At 66.9% G+C, this 17,156-nt stretch carries 18 protein-coding genes, 2 tRNA genes and 1 rRNA gene; 15 read left to right on the forward strand and 6 right to left on the reverse strand.

Annotated features, from left to right (window positions below; translation table 11 throughout):
• Positions 1 to 79, forward strand: a 5S ribosomal RNA gene (gene rrf, locus QNN99_RS04795); the annotation flags it as partial.
• Positions 80 to 304: 225 nt separating this feature from the next.
• Here rrf and QNN99_RS04800 read toward each other — a convergent pair.
• Positions 305 to 718, reverse strand: coding sequence for a hypothetical protein (locus QNN99_RS04800; RefSeq protein WP_229965293.1), 414 nt, complete (start codon positions 716 to 718; stop codon positions 305 to 307).
• A gap of 188 nt (positions 719 to 906) precedes the next feature.
• Here QNN99_RS04800 and QNN99_RS04805 point away from each other — a divergent pair, with 188 nt between their 5' ends.
• The 6 genes from QNN99_RS04805 to QNN99_RS04830 all read left to right on the forward strand — a co-directional run bounded on the left by QNN99_RS04805 (position 907) and on the right by QNN99_RS04830 (position 4,990).
• Positions 907 to 1,680 (forward strand): fumarylacetoacetate hydrolase family protein, encoded by a 774-nt coding sequence (locus QNN99_RS04805; protein ID WP_229965294.1) that lies wholly within the window; start codon positions 907 to 909, stop codon positions 1,678 to 1,680.
• Between the two features lie 2 nt (positions 1,681 to 1,682).
• The gene (locus QNN99_RS04810) at positions 1,683 to 2,297 is read left to right on the forward strand and encodes a hypothetical protein (protein WP_229965295.1); all 615 of its coding nucleotides are present in this window, start codon (positions 1,683 to 1,685) and stop codon (positions 2,295 to 2,297) included.
• A gap of 42 nt (positions 2,298 to 2,339) precedes the next feature.
• On the forward strand, positions 2,340 to 3,854 hold the full coding sequence (gene gltX / locus QNN99_RS04815) for a glutamate--tRNA ligase (protein WP_229965296.1): 1,515 nt from the start codon (positions 2,340 to 2,342) through the stop codon (positions 3,852 to 3,854).
• A 4-nt stretch (positions 3,855 to 3,858) separates the two neighbouring features.
• On the forward strand, positions 3,859 to 4,599 hold the full coding sequence (locus tag QNN99_RS04820) for an HAD family hydrolase (protein ID WP_229965297.1): 741 nt from the start codon (positions 3,859 to 3,861) through the stop codon (positions 4,597 to 4,599).
• Between the two features lie 120 nt (positions 4,600 to 4,719).
• Positions 4,720 to 4,791 (forward strand) — tRNA-Gln (locus QNN99_RS04825).
• A 123-nt stretch (positions 4,792 to 4,914) separates the two neighbouring features.
• A tRNA-Glu gene (locus QNN99_RS04830) sits at positions 4,915 to 4,990 on the forward strand.
• A 44-nt stretch (positions 4,991 to 5,034) separates the two neighbouring features.
• Here QNN99_RS04830 and QNN99_RS04835 read toward each other — a convergent pair.
• Positions 5,035 to 5,556 (reverse strand): DUF1697 domain-containing protein, encoded by a 522-nt coding sequence (locus QNN99_RS04835; protein WP_229965298.1) that lies wholly within the window; start codon positions 5,554 to 5,556, stop codon positions 5,035 to 5,037.
• A gap of 94 nt (positions 5,557 to 5,650) precedes the next feature.
• Between QNN99_RS04835 and QNN99_RS04840 the strand changes: the two genes are divergently transcribed.
• Positions 5,651 to 6,667, forward strand: coding sequence for a thiamine-phosphate kinase (locus QNN99_RS04840; RefSeq protein WP_229965299.1), 1,017 nt, complete (start codon positions 5,651 to 5,653; stop codon positions 6,665 to 6,667).
• A 3-nt stretch (positions 6,668 to 6,670) separates the two neighbouring features.
• Here the strand turns inward: QNN99_RS04840 and QNN99_RS04845 are convergent, their stop codons facing one another.
• Both QNN99_RS04845 and QNN99_RS04850 read right to left on the reverse strand, forming a co-directional pair.
• The gene (locus tag QNN99_RS04845; protein WP_229965300.1) at positions 6,671 to 7,093 is read right to left on the reverse strand and encodes a potassium channel family protein; all 423 of its coding nucleotides are present in this window, start codon (positions 7,091 to 7,093) and stop codon (positions 6,671 to 6,673) included.
• 35 nt (positions 7,094 to 7,128) lie between these two features.
• Positions 7,129 to 7,860: an IclR family transcriptional regulator gene (locus tag QNN99_RS04850; RefSeq protein ID WP_229965301.1), complete on the reverse strand. Its 732-nt coding sequence runs from the start codon at positions 7,858 to 7,860 to the stop codon at positions 7,129 to 7,131.
• A 142-nt stretch (positions 7,861 to 8,002) separates the two neighbouring features.
• Here QNN99_RS04850 and leuC point away from each other — a divergent pair, with 142 nt between their 5' ends.
• The 6 genes from leuC (at position 8,003) to QNN99_RS04880 (ending at position 14,822) form a co-directional block, all read left to right on the forward strand.
• Entirely contained in the window at positions 8,003 to 9,496 is a 1,494-nt protein-coding gene (leuC, locus tag QNN99_RS04855) for a 3-isopropylmalate dehydratase large subunit (protein ID WP_229965302.1), read from the forward strand.
• Between the two features lie 9 nt (positions 9,497 to 9,505).
• The gene (gene leuD / locus QNN99_RS04860) at positions 9,506 to 10,105 is read left to right on the forward strand and encodes a 3-isopropylmalate dehydratase small subunit (protein ID WP_229965303.1); all 600 of its coding nucleotides are present in this window, start codon (positions 9,506 to 9,508) and stop codon (positions 10,103 to 10,105) included.
• 290 nt (positions 10,106 to 10,395) lie between these two features.
• On the forward strand, positions 10,396 to 11,733 hold the full coding sequence (murA, locus tag QNN99_RS04865; protein ID WP_229965304.1) for a UDP-N-acetylglucosamine 1-carboxyvinyltransferase: 1,338 nt from the start codon (positions 10,396 to 10,398) through the stop codon (positions 11,731 to 11,733).
• Positions 11,734 to 11,741: 8 nt separating this feature from the next.
• On the forward strand, positions 11,742 to 12,596 hold the full coding sequence (locus tag QNN99_RS04870) for a lysophospholipid acyltransferase family protein (RefSeq protein ID WP_229965305.1): 855 nt from the start codon (positions 11,742 to 11,744) through the stop codon (positions 12,594 to 12,596).
• Positions 12,583 to 13,626: an NAD(P)H-dependent glycerol-3-phosphate dehydrogenase gene (locus QNN99_RS04875; RefSeq protein WP_229965306.1), complete on the forward strand. Its 1,044-nt coding sequence runs from the start codon at positions 12,583 to 12,585 to the stop codon at positions 13,624 to 13,626. Before QNN99_RS04870 ends, QNN99_RS04875 begins: the two co-directional genes overlap by 14 nt.
• Positions 13,623 to 14,822, forward strand: coding sequence for a D-alanine--D-alanine ligase family protein (locus QNN99_RS04880; RefSeq protein ID WP_284015718.1), 1,200 nt, complete (start codon positions 13,623 to 13,625; stop codon positions 14,820 to 14,822). Before QNN99_RS04875 ends, QNN99_RS04880 begins: the two co-directional genes overlap by 4 nt.
• 33 nt (positions 14,823 to 14,855) lie before the next feature.
• Here QNN99_RS04880 and QNN99_RS04885 read toward each other — a convergent pair whose 3' ends face one another.
• On the reverse strand, positions 14,856 to 15,332 hold the full coding sequence (locus QNN99_RS04885; RefSeq protein ID WP_229965307.1) for a DUF3515 domain-containing protein: 477 nt from the start codon (positions 15,330 to 15,332) through the stop codon (positions 14,856 to 14,858).
• Positions 15,333 to 15,428: 96 nt separating this feature from the next.
• Here QNN99_RS04885 and QNN99_RS04890 point away from each other — a divergent pair, with 96 nt between their 5' ends.
• Entirely contained in the window at positions 15,429 to 16,433 is a 1,005-nt protein-coding gene (locus QNN99_RS04890) for an LCP family protein (RefSeq protein WP_229965308.1), read from the forward strand.
• 420 nt (positions 16,434 to 16,853) lie between these two features.
• Here QNN99_RS04890 and QNN99_RS04895 read toward each other — a convergent pair whose 3' ends face one another.
• Entirely contained in the window at positions 16,854 to 17,000 is a 147-nt protein-coding gene (locus QNN99_RS04895; protein WP_229965309.1) for a hypothetical protein, read from the reverse strand.
• Positions 17,001 to 17,156: the final 156 nt, after the last annotated feature.

The following is a 17,156-nucleotide window of genomic DNA, read 5'->3' on the forward strand; positions in this document are numbered from 1 at the left end:
TCCGAACCCGGAAGCTAAGACCCACAGCGCCGATGGTACTGCATCCGGGAGGATGTGGGAGAGTAGGTCACCGCCGGACAATATTTACGGTTGAAAGACACCGGTTGTTCAGAGAGTAAGGCCCCGCCATTGGCGGGGCCTTACTTGTTTAACACCTACTTGTTTAACCTGTGTGTTCCAGGCCCGCCGGCACCCCCCCGGGCCCTGGCTCGTTTTGCGCCGAGATGGCAGAAACTGCACGTCCCGGACCCGGGAACAGCACTTACAGCCAACTCGCGAGAGATTGAGCACGTTCGCAGCCTTCCTAGCCCGGCGTGGCCGGCGAATTCCCGCGGCGGTGCCTGCGCAGCCAGGCGGCCGTCGTGATCACCAAGGGGAGCTGGGTCAGGCCGTAGAGCAGGTGGAAGGCATAGTGCTTCAGCGTCTGATCAGGATCGAAAGGCAGGATCGCCAGCGGCAGCACGCTGACTATGGCACCAGCCAAATGCAGCAGGCCTAATGCCAGCAGCCCCCACACCGCACCGACCCGCCGCCGCGTGAACCAGAGACCAACGAGCGCTGCGGCCAAAAGCAGGGGAACGGAAGATTCCGGGCTCAGGACTGTCTGGCCGGGGAGATCGGCGACATTGTGGACGAAGATGCCAACCCAGCTCAGACCGGCGAATGCCGGAATCCAGGGGGACGCCTTGGAATTTTTCGCAGTAACGGAGGCTCCCATGGCTGACAGTCCTTTCCGCCGGCTGGTTCAACGGTGACGCTGTCGTCGGTTGCAGTATCGCACCCCGGCGGTCGAGATGGCAGCAGGTGCATGTCTCAGCGCTCAGACGTGCACCTTCAGCCCATCTCGGGGGAGGAAAGGGGGGACGCTGCACCGGACCGGAGGTTTCGTCTACTAGGCTTGAGGGCATGCGTATTGCTCGATTTGTACAAGACAGTGACCCAGCGTTCGGCGTCGTCGACGGGGACGAGGGCCATGAGGAAATAGCCGTCATCAAGGGCGATCCATTTTTCTCCGGCGTCCAGCTGACGGGGGAGCGCCACAAGCTCGAGGACGTCCGTCTTCTGGCGCCGATCATTCCGCGCAGCAAGGTGGTCGGCATCGGCCGCAACTACGCTGACCATGCCAGCGAGATGGGCAACGAAGTGCCGCCGGCGCCGCTGATGTTCCTCAAGCCCAACACCTCGGTGATCGGCCCGAACGATCCCGTTGTGCTGCCGTCCTTCTCGGACGAGGTGTCCTACGAGGCCGAGCTCGCCGTCGTCATTGGCCGCATCTGCAAGGACGTCCCGCTGGACCGGGTGGACGAAGTCATCTTCGGCTACACCTGCGCCAATGACCTCACTGCCCGCGACGCCCAGCGCACCGACGACCAGTGGGCCCGGGCCAAGGGCTTTGACACCTCCTGCCCGCTCGGCCCCTGGATCGAGACCGAGCTGGACACCGATGACCTCGCGGTCCGCGGCTACCTCAACGGCCAGCTCGTCCAGGACGGCAACACCAGCGCGATGATCTGGAGTGTGAAGGAACTGGTGTCCTATGTGTCCCAGGCCTTCACCCTGCTGCCCGGTGACGTCATCCTCACCGGCACGCCCGCCGGCGTCGGGCTCATCTCCGACGGCGAGCGTTACGACGTCGAGATCGAGGGCATCGGCCGCCTCGTGAACACCGCCCGCAGCTAGGCATGAGTTCTTCCGGCGCCGGACCGAGGCGCAACCGTGCCCCGGTCCGGCGCTTTTTGCTGCCCGGAGTGGTGTGGGCAGCCGCCCTGTTTGCGGCGCCGTTCCTTAACGACGGCGGCGGAAATGCCCTGCTGTGGGGCGCCGGCGCCGCTGTCCTGGTGAGCCTGTTTCCCTGGGCCCTGGTCACTGTCCTGGACCGGCGCGGGGACCTGCGCCGCGGCCTGGACCGGCTGGGCGCGCCACCCATCATCCTCGGAGCCGCCGGGGCGTGCTTCATGGTGCTGCGGGTTATCCGGTGGACCGACGGACCGCGGGCTCTGGCCGCCGTAATCTTCGCGATGATCACCGCCTATGCCCTCACCGCCGCGCTAACCAAGGTGGTGCGGCTGGACTGGGCAGCGGTCACCTGCGCCGCGGCCGCCGTCGTTCTTCCGACGCTTCTGTTCCTGCTGCTGCCGGGCGCCGCGGGGACGGCAGCCGCGATCGCCGCAGCCGCAATGTTCGTCGCCGCGCTGCTGAGCGGGAGGGACCGCCCGGCACGTGAGACGGCGGGGGCCGCTGCCGCCGGCGTGGTTGCCGGCGGCATCTTCCTCTGGCTGCTGCAGTACAGCCGGTAAACGTCGGGCCGGGCGGATCGAGAGTCTAAACTGGAAAGCATCATGACTAACCTGCCTTCACTTGCCGAACTGCCCACCGTCGATGACAGCACCCCCGTGCGCGTGCGTTTCTGTCCTTCCCCCACAGGTACCCCGCACGTGGGCCTGATCCGGACCGCCCTGTTCAACTGGGCCTATGCCAAGCACACCGGCGGCACCATGGTGTTCCGCATCGAGGACACCGACACCGCCCGCGACAGCGAAGAGAGCTTCCTGCAGCTGCTGGATGCCCTGGACTGGCTGGGCATCACCTGGGACGAAGGCGTCAACGTGGGCGGGCCGCATGAGCCGTACCGCCAGTCCCAGCGCGGCGACATCTACCAGGACGTCATCGCCAAGCTCAAGGACGCCGGCCACCTGTACGAGTCCTACTCCACTCCTGAGGAGATCGAGGCCCGGCACCGCGCGGCCGGCCGCGACATCAAGCTCGGCTACGACAACTATGACCGCACCCTGACGCCCGAGCAGATCGAGGCCTTCAAGGCCGAGGGGCGCTCACCGGTGCTGCGCGTCCGGATGCCCGACGAAGACATTACCTTCAACGACCTGGTCCGCGGCGAAATCACGTTCAAGGCCGGCACCGTTCCGGACTTCGTGGTGGTCCGCGCCAACGGGGCACCGCTCTACACGCTCGTCAATCCGGTCGACGATGCCCTGATGGGCATCACGCACGTGCTGCGCGGCGAGGACCTGCTCTCCTCCACACCCCGCCAGATCGCGCTCTACCGGGCGCTGATCGACGTCGGAGTGGCCCAGTACATGCCGCTCTTCGGCCACCTGCCCTACGTCATGGGCGGCGGCAACAAGAAGCTCTCCAAGCGTGATCCGGAGTCCAGCCTCTTCCTGCACCGCGAACGCGGCTTCATTCCCGAGGGCCTGCTCAACTACCTCTCGCTCCTGGGCTGGTCGCTGTCCGCCGACGAGGACATCTTCACCGTCGACCAGCTGGTGGAAAACTTCGACATCCACAACGTGCTGGCCAATCCGGCCCGCTTTGACCTGAAGAAGGCCGAGGCCATCAACGGCACCCACGTGCGGATGCTGGCTGCCGAAGACTTCCGCAACCGCCTGGTCCCGTACCTGCAGACCGCCGGCCTGGTGGGGGAGACCCTCACCGCCCGGGAGGAGGAGATCCTCACCGAGGCCGCTCCGCTGGTCCAGGAACGCATCACCCTGCTGGGCGAGGCGCCGGACATGCTGGGCTTCCTCTTCAAGGCCGACGACGCCATTGACGTGGCCGACGACGCGCGGAAGGGCCTGCCGGCCAACCTCACCGAGGTGCTGGACGCCGCGCTGGCCGCGCTGGAGCCGGTGTCCGACTGGACCGCCGAGAACATTCAGGCGGCGCTGCGCACGGCGCTGGTCGACGAGATGGGCATCAAGCCGCGCCTGGCCTTCGGCCCGGTCCGCACCGCCGTCTCCGGACGCCGCATCTCACCGCCGCTGTTCGAGTCCATGGTGATCCTGGGCAAGGACTCCTCGCTGGCCCGCATCCGCGCCTTCCGCAACGCCGGCTAACTGCATGAAACAACGCAGGCAGGTCCGCGGGGTGCTCTTCGACATCGATGAGACCCTCGTGGACCTGCAGGCAGCCATGGGGACCACGCTGCAGTCCCTCGGCCGCCACGACCTCGCACATTTCACCGCGGAGGAGTGGACCGCCTTCAAGGCCCTCTTCACCGCGGATCCGGAAGGGTACTACGACAGGTACCTGGCCGGTGAGCTGTCCTTCGCCGATCAGCGCGTCCGACGGCTGCAGCACGCCCGCAGGAGCACCGGGCAGCCGCTGCTCGACGACGACGCGGCAGAGCACTGGAACACAACCTACGAAGCGACCCTGCCGCTGCACTTTCGCGCGTTCGACGACGTCGTGCCGCTGCTGGATGAGCTGGATGCCAGAGGCATTCCGTACGGCGCCGTCAGCAACAACGTTCATGACTACCAGCGCGCCAAGCTGGATGCCGCCGGCCTGCAGCGGATCACGGTCCTCGTGGGCATCGACACGGTGGGTGCGGCCAAGCCGGAGCCCGCCATCTTCCACGAAGGCGTCCGCCGGCTCGGCAGCGACGCGGCGCAGACCCTGTACGTCGGGGACAACCTGCGCGTCGACGCCGAAGGAGCCTGCGCCGCCGGCCTCCGGGGTGTCTGGCTGGACCGCCCGGAGTATCCCTCGCCGGTGCGGAGCGGATCGGATCCACACCCCACGGAGCAGATCGCCGTGGTGCGGTCGCTGCGCGAGGTGGTGCGACTGGCCACCGGCTGACAGCACCACGGGAGGGCCGGCGGCGGTTTTGTACTTCCTCCGGAACCGGTGTATAGTTATATCTCGTGCTGAGGGGTTGGAGCGGGGAAAAACTTCTCCAAAACAACCGAAAAAGCACAGTGGGATATGGTGTAATTGGCAACACATCGGTTTCTGGTACCGACATTCTAGGTTCGAGTCCTGGTATCCCAGCGGTTCTCAATTGATAAGAAATTATCAATTTGAAGATCAGCAATAAGTGTGAAAAGCTTATTGAGCTTAATTCCAATTGAGCAAAAGGAAGCAAGACGCCTTCACGGGCAGAATGCTTGTACTGGCCCCATCGTATAGCGGCCTAGTACGCTGCCCTCTCACGGCGGTAACGCGGGTTCGAATCCCGCTGGGGTCACCATTTCAGCCAGCTCCGGACAATGTCCGGGGCTGGCTTTTTTGTGTTCAATCGCGGATCATCCTCTGCAGCGTCCTCAGGTTTCTCGTGGTGGTGCTTGCCTTGTAGCGGGCGCTCGAACCCAAACGGGACAGAGGACCTTCCAAGGTCTGGCCCTTGGGGCACGGCCACGCGACCGCTTCCGGTCCCAGCCGCACCTGTTCGGCACCCAGCGCGGCTCCGGCCTCGAACAGCTCCGTGAGCAGCCCGGCGTCGGACCCGAACGTCACGTAGGCGTGCATCTGTGCATCGTCGGCCGGATAGGGAACGGCGGCGGCCAGCTCGGCCAGCCGCTCCTTGGTCAGGACCACCACCCAGGCGTCGTAGCCGAAGTCCGCCCGCAGTGCCGCCTCCACCATCGATTTGAGCTCATCGGCTGCGGCCTCGGAAGAGAGAGTTACGTTGCCGCTGGCGAGAAAGGTCTTGACCCCGGACACCGGAAGAGCCGCCAGAGTCGAGCGCAAATCCGCCGAGCGGACCGTCACCCCGCCAACATTCACGCCGCGCAGCAACACCGCATAATCAGTCATGCACCGGAGAATACGCCGGAAAGCGCGCTCCCTGCCATAATCGATTTCAGCAGGGACACTGTGTTCCTCTTTGTTGACCCAAAGGAAAGCTCCAGTGCCCACGCACGCGCCGACAGTGGCGGACCTGAACGAAAAAGCCCTGCTCGCCCGGATCTTTCCGCGGCTGGGAGCGCCCAAAGCGCTGCTGGGACCCGGCGACGACGCCGCCATCGTGGCAGCTCCGGACGGGCGGACCGTGATCTCGATCGACACCCTGGTGCAGGACGCCGACTTTCGGCTGTCCTGGCCGTCCGGCTACCGCACCAGCGGGTTCGACGTCGGCTGGAAATGCGCGGCGCAGAACCTCTCCGACATCAATGCCATGGGCGCCGTGGCCACCTCCCTGGTTGTCAGCCTCACCCTGCCGGGCAGCACCGAGGTTGCCTGGGTGGAGGACCTGGCCGACGGCCTGGCTGCGGCCATCCACGTCCTTGGCGCCTCCGGGTGCTCGGTGGTCGGCGGTGACCTGGGCCGGGGCCGCGAGATCGTGGTCACTGCGGCTGTCACCGGCTCCCTGCAGGGCCGGTCGCCGGTGCTGCGCTCGGGTGCCCGGCCGGGGAACGTCATTGCTGTCGCCGGTGTCCTGGGCAGGGCGGCGGGAGGGCTGGCAGTACTGGAAAGCTCCGAGGATTATGCCTCCCTGCACTCCGATCCCAGCACGGAAAACCAGGTCCTACTGGAGCTTGCCGCTGCCCAGTGCCGGCCGCGTCCGCCCCTTGCCCGGGGTCCGGAGGCCGCAGCAGCAGGAGCCACCGCCATGCTGGACATCTCGGACGGGCTGGTCCGGGACGCCGGACGTATTGCGGCCGCCTCCGGTGTCGCCGTCGAACTTGATCCCGCAGCCCTCGCCCGCCATGCGGAGCCGCTGCAGGCTGCGGCGTCGCGGCTGGGCGCGGATGCCCTGGACTGGGTGCTCGGCGGTGGCGAGGACCACGGCCTGCTGGCCGCCTTCCCCGCCGGAACCGCACTCCCGGAAGGGTTCGAACGGCTGGGCACGGTGCACGACGGCGCCGGCGTCACCGTCGGGGGAGAGGCGCCCCGCGTTGCCGGCTGGGACCACTTCGCCGGCTGAAAGCTACCGCAGGATATGCCGGTTCCGGATCCGCTGCGCGAGGGTCAGGAGCTCCTCGCGGGAAAGGTCCGGCAGGTTCTCCAGCTCGCCGATCAGTTCATCGAGGCTGGTGTTGGCGCGGGTGCGGAGGATTTCACTGTAGTAACCGACAATGACACCGGTGGCCAGCGCCACCACGAGGATGCCGTAGAGGGCCACAAAGACGGTGATCAGCCGGCCCGCCATGGTGACCGGAACAATGTCCCCGTAGCCAATGGTGGTGAAGGAAACAAACAGGAACCAGAGGGCGTCCCCGAAGTCCTCGACTTCGGGTTCAAAGCGCGGCAGCAGCAGCGCGGCCACGCCCAGCACCACGAGGAACCCGGTGAAGACCCGCTCCGCTCCGGTGGTGCGGACGATGTTCCACAGGAGGCGCAGCCGTTTCATGGTGACCCTTCGACTTGGTGGGTCCCAGAATAGGCCTACTCCGCGGTCTTCCGCAGGGCTTCGGTGAGCTGAGCGGCGGCGCGGGTCACCACTTCGGCGTGAATGCGGCCGGGCTGGCGGGTCAGGCGCTCGATCGGCCCGGAAATCGAGACGGCGGCAATCACCCGGCCGGACGGTCCGCGCACCGGAGCCGAGACCGAAGCCACGCCCGGCTCCCGTTCGCCCAGGCTCTGGGCCCAGCCGCGGCGCCGCACGCCGGCCAGGACCGTGGGCGTGAAGCGGGCATTGTGCAGGCCCTCGAACAGGCGGTCGTGGTCCTCCCAGGCCAGCAGGCACTGGGCGGCCGAGCCGGCCTTCATGGACAGCTGCGTGCCAACGGGGATGGTGTCCCGCAGCCCGATGGGACGCTCGGCTGAGGCGACGCAGACCCGCCATTCGCCCTGCCGGCGGAACACCTGCGAGCTCTCACCGGTGGCGTCGCGCAGCGCCAGCAGCACCGGGCCCGCCGCCGCAATCAGCCGGTCTTCGCCAGCGGCCGAGGCCAGCTCGACCAGCCGGCCGCCCAGGACAAACCGGCCCTGGATGTCCCGGCCCACCAGGCGGTGGTGCGCCAGCGCGACGGCGAGGCGGTGCACGGTGGGGCGGGCGAGCCCGGTGGCGGCGACCAGCTGCGCCAGCGTGGTGGGGCCTGCCTCCAGCGCGTCCAGCACCAGTGCGGCCTTGTCGATGACGCCGACGCCGCTGGCCGGGTTTCCAGTTATGTCCATGTGTTGATACTGCCGTCTCAATATTTGAGATGCAAGTCGAAAAACTGGCGTCTCCGCGGGCGGAGCTGGTTGTCTTAAAGCATCGACTTTGCGCGGCCGCTCTTTTCGGCTCGCGGAAGACACTTCACAAGGAGCATCGGGTATGGGTGAGCACGCAGCAGGCAGGACGCTTGCGGAGAAGGTGTGGGACGAGCACGTCGTCGTCAAGGGCGAAGACGGAGCCCCCGATCTCCTGTACATCGACCTGCATCTGGTCCACGAAGTGACGTCCCCGCAGGCCTTCGAAGGGCTGCGCCTGGCGGGCCGGAAGCTGCGGCGCCCTGACCTCACCATCGCCACCGAGGACCACAACACCCCCACGCTGGAAATCGACAAGCCCATCGCGGACCCGATCAGCCGGACCCAGATCGAAACCCTGCGCGCCAACTGCGCTGAATTCGGCGTCCGGCTGCATTCACTCGGCGACGCCGAGCAGGGCATCGTGCACGTGGTGGGCCCGCAGCTGGGCCTGACCCAGCCCGGCCAGACAGTGGTCTGCGGCGACTCCCACACCTCCACCCACGGTGCGTTCGGCGCCCTGGCCATGGGCATCGGCACCTCCGAGGTGGAGCACGTCATGGCCACCCAGACGCTGTCCCTGAAGCCCTTTCGGACCATGGCCATCACCGTGGAGGGGACGCTGCGCCCCGGCGTGACGTCCAAGGACATCATCTTGGCCGTCATTGCCAAGATCGGCACCGGCGGCGGGCAGGGCTACGTGCTCGAGTACCGCGGGTCCGCCATCCGCTCCCTGTCCATGGAAGCCCGGATGACCATCTGCAACATGTCCATCGAGGCCGGCGCCCGCGCCGGCATGGTGGCCCCGGACGACGTTACCTTCGCCTACCTCAAGGACAAGCCGCACGCGCCGCAGGGCGCGGACTGGGATGCCGCCGTCGAGCACTGGCGGTCGCTGGCGAGCGACGACGAGGCCGTGTTCGACGCCGAGGTATTCCTGGACGCCGATGAGCTGGAGCCCTTCGTCACCTGGGGCACCAATCCCGGGCAGGGCGTCTCGCTCTCCGAGTCCGTGCCGTACCCCGAAGCGTTCGGCGACGAGAACGCACGGGCCGCTGCCGAACGCGCGCTGACCTACATGGACCTGGCTCCCGGCACGCCCATGAAGGACATCCGCGTGGACACCGTCTTCCTGGGCTCCTGCACCAACAGCCGGATCGAGGACCTGCGCATCGCCGCCGACATCATCCGCGGCCGGCAGAAGGACCCCGACATCCGGATGATGGTGGTTCCCGGTTCCGCCCGGGTCCGGCTGGAAGCCGAAGCCGAGGGCCTGGACCAGGTGTTCAAGGACTTCGGCGCCGAGTGGCGCTTTGCCGGCTGCTCCATGTGCCTGGGCATGAACCCCGACCAGCTGGCGCCGGGGGAGCGCTGCGCGTCCACCTCCAACCGCAACTTCGAGGGCCGGCAGGGGAAGGGCGGACGCACCCATCTGGTCTCACCGGTGATTGCGGCGGCCACCGCCGTCCGCGGCACCCTGAGTTCGCCGTCGGACCTCGAGCCGCTGTCCGGTGCTGAGCCGCTGTCCGCAGCGGCCCGGACCGAGCCCGCCGCCGCATCCGTCCAGCCAGCCGTCTAGGAGCCAGCCATGGAAAAGATCACCACCCACACCGGCATCGGCGTCCCGCTGCGCCAGAGCGACGTCGACACCGACCAGATCATCCCCGCGGTCTACCTCAAGCGGATCACCCGGACCGGATTCGAGGATGCCCTCTTCGCCGGCTGGCGCAAGGACGAGAACTTCATCCTGAACCGGGAGCCCTACTCGTCCGGATCAGTGCTGGTGGCCGGCCCCGACTTCGGCACGGGCTCCTCCCGCGAGCATGCCGTCTGGGCCTTGAAGGACTACGGGTTCCGGGCGGTCCTGTCCTCCCGCTTCGCCGACATCTTCCGGGGCAATTCCGGCAAGCAGGGGCTTGTCGCGGCGCAGGTGGCGCAGGATGACATTGAACTCATTTGGAAGGTGCTGGAGAACTCTCCGGGGACCGAGGTGAGCGTGGACCTGGAAGCACGCACCGTGGTCTGCGGAGCGGTGACGGCCCCCTTCTCCATTGACGAATACACCCGGTGGCGCCTGCTCGAGGGGCTCGATGACATTTCGCTCACACTGCGGCACGAGACGGATATCACACAGTTTGAGGCGCACCGTCCTTCCTTCAAACCGACAACCCTTCCGGCGCGCACCTAAAAGCCCTTTCGGCGCCGGTTTTGCACCGCGCCCGGTTTCGTGTCCTGCTGCGGCACTTCGTATTATTGATAGGCCCCCGACCGGGGGCCTATCAGTTTTTCCAGGGGCAGGTCCGTTGTGCCGTGCGGGTCCCGGAGAGGCTCCGGACCGGCACGGTGCCCTGCGCGCAGGTCGCTCGGGAAGGTTCTTCCGGAGGAGCTGATATTTCAGTATGTGGACGCTTGCTCCTATGCTTGAGTGCAGTCTCTCTTTGCTGTTGGGGCATTATAGAAAAAAGAAATTAGGTGTTCATGGGTAGCGTTCTAACCATCCGTGGTGGAGTTCCTCTGACAGGAAAAGTCCCCGTCCGCGGAGCGAAGAACCTCGTTCCCAAAGCCATGGTCGCGGCACTGCTGGGCAACAGCCCGTCACTGCTTCGCAACGTTCCGGAAATCAAGGACGTTGAGGTAGTCACCTCGCTGTTGCAGCTCCACGGTGTTGAAGTCACCAAGGATCCGGTGACCGGGGACCTGACCATGGATCCCCAGAACGCCAAGACGGCGGCGTCAAAGGACATCGACGCCCACGCGGGCGATTCCCGGATTCCGATCCTCCTGTGCGGACCGCTGATGCACAGCCTCGGCGAGGCCTTCATTCCGGACCTCGGCGGCTGCAAAATCGGCGACCGGCCGATCGACTTCCACCTGCAGATGCTCCGCAACTTCGGTGCCGTGGTGGAAAAGCGCCCCGGCGGCATTTCCATCTCCGCGCCCAAGGGCCTGACCGGCGCGAAGGTGGAACTGCCCTACCCGAGCGTGGGCGCCACCGAGCAGGTGCTGCTGACCGCCGTCAAGGCCGTCGGAATCACCGAACTGCGCGGTGCCGCGGTGGAACCGGAAATCCTGGACCTCATTGCCGTGCTGCAAAAAATGGGCGCCATCATTACGGTCCAGACGGACCGGGTCATCCGCATTGAAGGCGTGACCGAGCTGAGCGGGTACAACCACCGTGCCCTGCCTGACCGTAACGAAGCCGCGTCCTGGGCGTCGGCTGCGCTGGTCACCAAGGGTGACATTTACGTTGAAGGCGCGTCGCAGCAGGATCTCACCGCGTTCCTCAATACCTACCGCAAGGTCGGCGGCGCCTTCGACGTCGACGACGGCGGCATCCGCTTCTACCATCCCGGCGGGGCACTGAATCCGCTGGTGCTGGAAACCGATGTCCACCCCGGCTTCATGACCGACTGGCAGCAGCCGCTGGTTGTTGCGCTGACCCAGGCCCAGGGCGTGTCCATTGTCCACGAAACGGTCTACGAAAACCGGTTCGGGTTCACTGACGCACTGATCCGCATGGGCGCCAACATCCAGGTCCACCGCGAATGCCTCGGCAGCGTTCCCTGCCGGTTCGGCCAGCGCAACTTCCTGCACTCGGCGGTCATCTCCGGTCCGGTGCAGCTCAAGGGCGCCGACGTCGACATTCCGGACCTGCGCGGCGGCTTCAGCCACCTGATTGCGGCACTGGCCGCTGACGGAACCTCCCGCGTGACGGGCATCGAACTGATCAACCGCGGCTACGAGCACTTCCTTGAAAAGCTCGAGGGACTCGGCGCCGATTTCGACGTTTCGACCGTTTCCGCCGGAACGAGGTAGCCGCCGCCATGCCTGAGTCGGTCAAGTCGCGGGTGGCGTTCGCCCTGCTGGCGAACACCATGCGGCCGGTAATGAACCTCCTGGTGCGCAAGCAGTGGGAGGGACTGGAAAACCTCCCCCGGGACACCGGGTTCATTGCCTGCCCCAACCACGTGACGGAGATCGACCCAGTGGTGGTGGGGCATTTCTTCTACAACCAGAAGATCATGCCCCGCTACCTGGCGAAGGCATCCCTCTTTAAGGTGCCGGTCTTCGGGTCGGCCCTGCGCGCCACCAATCAGGTCCCGGTGGAGCGTGTCACCTCCGGTGCCTCGGCGTCGCTGCAGGCCGCACGCGTCGTCATCGAGGCCGGCGGGGCGCTGATTGTCTATCCGGAGGGCACGCTCACCCGGGACCCTGATCTCTGGCCGATGCGGGGACGGACCGGCGCCGCCCGGCTCGCCCTGCAGACCGGCGCCCCGGTGGTTCCGGTGGCCCACTGGGGAGCCGAGGCGCTTCTTCCGCGCTACAGCAAGCGCCTGAACCTGTTTCCCCGCAAGACAGTGCGGCTGCGGGTCGGCACCCCCGTTGATCTTTCCGACTTGCGGGACCAGCCGATGACAAAGTCAGTGCTGGACACCGCCACCGAACGCATCATGGACAGCCTGACCGATCTCGTCGCCGAGCTGCGGGATGAAAAGCCGCCGGTCGTCCGCTGGGATCCGGCGGTAAACGGACAACGGGCAACCGGCCGGGACTTTGAGCAGCCCCGGGGCTTTGACCCGATCCGGAAGATTAAGCAGGACAATGACTCCGGGCAGCGCCGAGAGCCCAAACACGACGGCGACAAACAGAACGGGACTGAGAACAATGAGCTGGCGTAACACGCATCCGAAGGTAGTGGCCGTCCTGGGCGCAGGCAGCTGGGGAACCGTCTTCGCGAAGATTGTGGCCGACGCCGGTGCCGGCCGGCAGACCGACGTCCGGCTCTGGGCCCGGCGCCCCGAAGTGGCTGCGGAGATCAACGACCTCCACCGCAACAGCCAGTACCTGTTGGACACCGTGCTGCCGGGCAACCTGACGGCGTCCGCCGATCCCGCGGAGGTGCTGGCGGGAGCCGAACTCGTGGTGCTGGCGGTTCCGGCGCAGACCCTGCGGGCGCAGCTGCGCAGCGTCCGGGACCTGATCCCGGAAGGCGCCGTCGTCGTCTCCCTGATGAAGGGGCTGGAAGTGGGCACCGACTCGCGGATGAGCCAGGTCATCGAGGAGGAACTGCACTGGCCCGAAGACCGGGTGGCTGTCATCTCCGGGCCCAACCTGGCCATGGAAATTGCTCACCGGCAGCCGACGGCGTCGGTGGTGGCCTGCTCCGATCTGGACACCGCAGCCTGGATTGCCCGGGCCTGCACCGCGCCCTACTTCCGTCCCTACACCAACACCGACGTGGTGGGCACTGAAATCGGCGGCATCGTGAAGAACGTGATCGCCCTGGCCGTGGGCATCTGCGAAGGCAAGGGCATGGGGGACAACACCAAGGCCTCGGTCATGACCCGCGGGCTGGCGGAAACCACGCGCCTGGCCCTGGCGCTCGGCGGCAGCGCCGAAACCATGTCCGGCCTGGCCGGGATGGGCGACCTCATTGCCACCTGCTCCTCGCCGCTGTCCCGGAACCACACGGCCGGCCGGCTGCTGGCCCAGGGGCTGACACTGGAGGAAGTCAACGCGTCCATGAAGCAGACCGCCGAGGGCATCAAGTCCGCACAGGCCGTGCTGGACCGCGCCACCCAGCTCGGTGTCTACATGCCCATTGTCGAAAACGTCGTCGCCGTCCTGCAGGGCGTCATCTCCGTCGACGAGCTGGGACCGCGCCTACTCTCCCGCGAACTGAAATCCGAAGGTGTGCACACCCCGTGACAAACGACCCACTGAGCCCCGACACGGTTACCGCCAGCGGCGGCGCCGCTGCAACCGCCGGCGAACCCGGCGGCACCGACGCGGGCCGGACCCGGCCCCGCGTGGCCGTGCTGTTCGGCGGCCGGTCCAGCGAACACGCAGTGAGCTGCGTGACCGCCGCGGGCGTGCTGGAAGCCATTGACCGCAGCAAGTACGACGTCGTGCCGGTGGGGATCGCGCGGAACGGGCAGTGGACCCTGGTCTCGGCCGATCCGGCCGCCTGGTCGCTGCGCTCCGAGTCCCTGCCGGAGGTCACCCCCGGCACTGAAAGCATCGTCCTGTCCGCCGAAGGCGCCGGGTCGGACCTGGTGGCGCATGCCGAGGGAGCGCTGCCGCGCAGCCTCGGCCGGATCGACGTCGTCTTCCCCGTCCTGCACGGCCCGTTCGGCGAGGACGGCACCCTGCAGGGAATGCTGGAGATGGCTGACATCCGTTACGTGGGCGCTGGCGTTCTTGCCTCCGCCGTCGGCATGGACAAGCACTACATGAAGGTGGTGTTTGAGGCAGCGGGCCTGCAGGTGGGCCCGTACGAGGTCATCACCGACCGGCAGTGGGAAAGGGATTCCGCGGCGTGCCTGGAGCGTGCTTCGAAGCTGCAGTTCCCGCTGTTCGTCAAACCGGCGCGGGCAGGCTCCTCCATGGGCATCACCCGGGTGACGGAACCGGCCGGGCTGGCCGCCGCCATTGAAGCCGCCCGCCTGCATGATCCGAAGGTAGTGGTGGAAGCCGGCATCACCGGACGGGAAATCGAAGTGGCCGTCCTGCAGGGCCGCGGCACCGAGGATCCCCGCACCAGCCACCCCGGCGAAATCGCAGTGCAGAACGGCGACCACGACTGGTACGACTTCGACGCCAAGTACGTGGACGGAGCGGCAGCCGAGCTGAGCTGCCCCGCCGATCTGCCGGCCGGAACCGCCGAGCGGGTCCGCTCGCTGGCTGCCGTCGCCTTCGAGGCCGTCGGCGCCGAGGGCCTGTCCCGGGTGGACTTCTTCTACACCCCGGACGGGAACCTGATCATCAACGAGATCAACACCATGCCCGGTTTCACTCCGGTGAGCATGTATCCGCAGATGTGGGCCAAGTCGGGCCTGCAGTACACGGAACTGATCGATGAACTGATCGCGCTGGCGCTGGAGCGGAAGACCGGACTGCGCTAAGCGGCACTTCCGCCGCGCGAGGCCTGCCCGGCGCTACTGCGCGGGGAGCACCAAGTCATTGCTGCTCACGCAGGCCCGGGTCGGCTCGATCCGGGACACGGCGTTCTCCAGCTGCACCAGCAGCGTCGACGACGAGACTTCCTCGGGGTTGAAGATCACTTCCACGGCCGGCTCCCGGCCGTACGTCGTCGCCGTCCACGTGGTCTCGTCCTCCTGCAGGATCCAGTCGATGCTGTTGACCGTGGCGCACTGCTCGGTGGTCGGTCCGGGAACCGGCACGCCGCAGCGCAGGATGATCTTTGACGGATCTCCCCAGGCGGCGGAGGACTGGCTGTCGGTTTCGCGCTGCTGCTGATCGGCCAGCTCGGACGGCAGGGCCACCATGATTTCGGCGCAGGCCGGGTTGGCGGCGTCCGGAGCCGGTTCGACGTCGGCCACGGGAGTGCAGGCGGTCAGTGCCGCTGCGAGGGTAAGGACCGCTGCCGGCAGGGCAGCGCGGGATAGCAACATGCCTTCAAGGTTATCGGTCCGCGGCGGCCGGATTTGAATCGAAGGACGACACCGGGGAGCGCTAGGCTTTTACCCGGGGGAGAACAGGGGAGTATCTTGACGCAGTACATGGACGAATATGAGCAGCCGGCCAGGCGCCGGCGGCATCCCATCCGCAACCTCTTGATCACCGTCCTGGTGCTGATCCTCGTGGCGGCGCTGGTGGCCGGCGGCTACCTGTGGTCCCTGGCCCGCAGCTTCGACAACGGCACCACGACCATCGAGAACGCGCTGCCGGCGGACAGCCCGGCGAAGGATCCCGGGGCCGGGAACTCGCAGAACATCCTGCTGATCGGCACCGACGAGCAGGATCCCGGATCCGAAGCGTCCCGCTCCGACACCATGATGCTGGTGCATCTGCCGGGGGACCGAAGCACCGCCTACGTGATGTCGATCATGCGCGACACCTGGACCGAGATTCCCGGCTACGGCGAGGGCAAGATCAACTCGGCAATGGCCCTGGGCGGCGTGCCGCTGACGGTCAGCGCAGTGCAGGCCATGGTTGACGCCCCGATCGACCACGTGGCGATTGTCGACTTTGAAGGCTTCAGCGGGCTGACGGATGCGCTCGGCGGCGTGGAGGTCAACAACCCGACGGCGTTTTCCTCCAGCATCGACGACGACCATTTTCCGGCCGGGGTCATTTCGCTGGACGGCGACTCCGCCCTGAACTTCGTCCGTGAGCGGCAATCCTTCGCCGAGGGCGACTACCAGCGGGTGCGGAACCAGCAGCTGTTCATCAGCGGGCTGATCTCCTCGGTGTTCTCCAAGGAGACGCTGCTGAACCCGGGGAAGGTCAGCGCTGCCGTCTCGGAAATTTCCCCGTATCTCAGCGTGGATGAGGAACTGGACGCCGTCGCTGCCGGCCGGCTGGCGTTCTCCCTGCGCAATGTGCGCGGCGGCAATCTGTCAATGTTTACGCTGCCGACACTGGGGGCGGGAACCTCAAGTGACGGACAGTCTATTGTGGTCAAGGATGAAACGGCCATCGCGGCTATCGCGGAGGCGATGGACAACGATGCCATGGCTGAGTATCTGGCCGCGAATAATGGGGGAATATAACGTGGATTTAGGGCTTTGGCGGCGCCGGGCGGGAACCGCAGCAGCGGTTGCCGTACTTCTCTCATCGGTGGCGGCCGGGCCGGCTCTTGCGGTGGAGACCCCGCCGCCCGGCACCGAGAGCCCCGCCCCGTCAGACCCGCCACCCGCGGAGCCGGCTCCAGTGCCCGCACCGCCGGCACCCGCACCTCCCGCCCCGGAGCCGGCACCAGCGCCAGCGCCGGCCCCGGCCCCAGCCCCAGCCCCGGCCCCGGAACCGGAACCGGCACCTACCCCGGCACCCGCGCCTGCTCCCGTCATTGATCCCGCCACCGGGTTCGTCGTTGACGGCAGCACCGGCTATCTGGTTCATCCGGGCACCGGCTGGCTGATCGAGGGCGGCAGCGGCTTTCTCATCGATCGCGGCAGCATGCTCTACACGGATTACCGCTGGGACCCGGCCACGGGACTGGTAACCCTGATAACGGAGGACGAGGAGTCCGACAGCCCCTCGGCGTCACCCACCCCGGAGCCCTCGGCCACGCCAACAGCCACGCCCTCGGCCACGCCGTCGCCCTCTCCGACCGCCACTCAGACGGCGTCAGCAACGCCCTCGCCAAGCGCGCTTGCGGCAGCGCCCAGCAGCGATTCGGGCGAGTCCTCCGGCACCGGATGGCCGGTTCGCCTCCTGGTCATAGTGGGCCTCATAGCGGCGGGCGCCCTCTACTACGTCAAATTGCGCGGAAC

The sequence above is a fragment of the Arthrobacter sp. zg.Y820 genome, assembly GCF_030125555.1.
In the GTDB taxonomy this organism is placed as follows: Bacteria; Actinomycetota; Actinomycetes; order Actinomycetales; family Micrococcaceae; genus Arthrobacter_B.